Source organism: Bartonella tribocorum (genome assembly GCF_002778015.1).
GTDB classification, from domain to species: Bacteria; Pseudomonadota; Alphaproteobacteria; order Rhizobiales; family Rhizobiaceae; genus Bartonella; species Bartonella tribocorum_B.
This window is the reverse complement of record NZ_NJPP01000071.1, coordinates 1-1,514: the sequence shown is the minus strand read 5'-3', so window position 1 is coordinate 1,514 and position 1,514 is coordinate 1. Positions and strand designations below refer to the sequence as shown.

At 47.7% G+C, this 1,514-nt stretch carries 1 protein-coding gene; it reads right to left on the bottom strand.

Features of this window, described 5'->3' with window-relative positions; translation table 11 throughout:
- Positions 1 to 1,499 (bottom strand): DUF4815 domain-containing protein (locus CEV08_RS09150; protein WP_245407090.1); only part of this gene is annotated, 1,499 nt, incomplete at its 3' end.
- Positions 1,500 to 1,514 lie beyond the last annotated feature (15 nt).

Below are 1,514 nucleotides of genomic sequence, written 5' to 3'. Positions count from 1 at the left end.
GTCAATTCTTGTGCAATGATCACTTCATTTGTCCAGTCAAGGGTGATGGGTGCGGTCAGGTGAGCGGTGTAAAAGGTTGGATCAATGGCAAGCTGTAAAATGCCATGACCAATAGCCCCTGTTTGGGGAAAACCTTCATCGCGATAACTGTCATCGAGAAAAGGGTCTGCAAACATGCCTTTTTTGGCAACGGGTTCTTTAGAGTCAACATTACTTTTAATACGCTCTAATTGCATCAGGCGATCAAGAGAGAGCACCCGTTGAAAATAACGCCACATCTCATCATAGGGCGCAACACGCGTCCCATCATTAACCACTTGGGGGGTGCTAAGCCAATTATTGGTAATGGTAGCAAGGGAGAGCACATCATCCGGGACACTAGGTGCCATGGGTTGGTCTGCCGAGACCCCTTTGATATAGACAACATTGCCTTTTGTGTTGAAACCAATACGGTCAATGCGGGGGAGTTTGTAGGTGTAACTCACAATGATATCACCCCCTATTGCTCCACCGGATACCGTAATTTCCTGCGCTGTCACTTTATCCGCTTTTATGCTCGCGCGGGTGCGATAGGTCACCGTATAGCTGCTTCCTGGTAAGGGTTCATCTCCCACTGGTGCCCAGTCAATGGTGTCTCCAGTTTTTTTGAAATCTGTGCCTTCTTTAAATTCTTTTCCACCTTGAACAATTTTGATAAAAGAGGTGATGCTTTTGTCCGGCACGCCATCACGCCCAGCGGCAACCGCACCACGGGTGATTGTCACGGTTTTTTCTTTGGTCAACAAAATGGAATGAACAGCAGCAATGGGAGCGTAATAGGTTTTAAAGGTAAAGCTTGTCTTGCCCTTTGGGGGCACAAAAATATGGGTTTCACTAGGGACAGCACTTGTCGAAAAATCCTCGAGTTCTTCATAGCGCAAAGCAGCCAAGCGTTTGCGTTTGAAACCATTGATATTGGCTTCTCCCTCTTGAATACTAAACACTTGCTTTTGTCCCTCTTTCCCCAAAGCTGTGACACGGCATCCCTTGACGATATAATGTCCATGGGCGCGATCATAGGTCGCAATGGCTTGCATAGCCGGTTCAAGCAGTGAGGGGGATTTTTGATCAATCAAAACGCCATCTTGCAAAATATAGACCGGAAAGAAAGTTCCTTGCTGGTTATCATCTTTGAGAGCCCAGACAAGTTTTGCGACCTCGCGTGCCGCCCCGGGCTCTCCTTCTGCCAAGGAGCCTGGCACTTGTCCTAAGAGTTCTGGATCATCCTCATAGGTCACCCATTTCTTTTGCAACTTTACACCGATTTCCACGCGCCCCATCATGGAAATATTGGTGAGAACAGCATTTGAGACGGGAAAGATATCGCCTGCGATATAAATCTTGCCCTCCGTTAAGGTAACGGTTTTTGTGTCTTTATTGACAAAGGCATCTGCTCGTTCAACGCGGTCTCCTTCTTGTGCCACAAGGCGCCCCAAACGGTTATGGCGCCCTCTTATGATGGCCTCTTATGATGG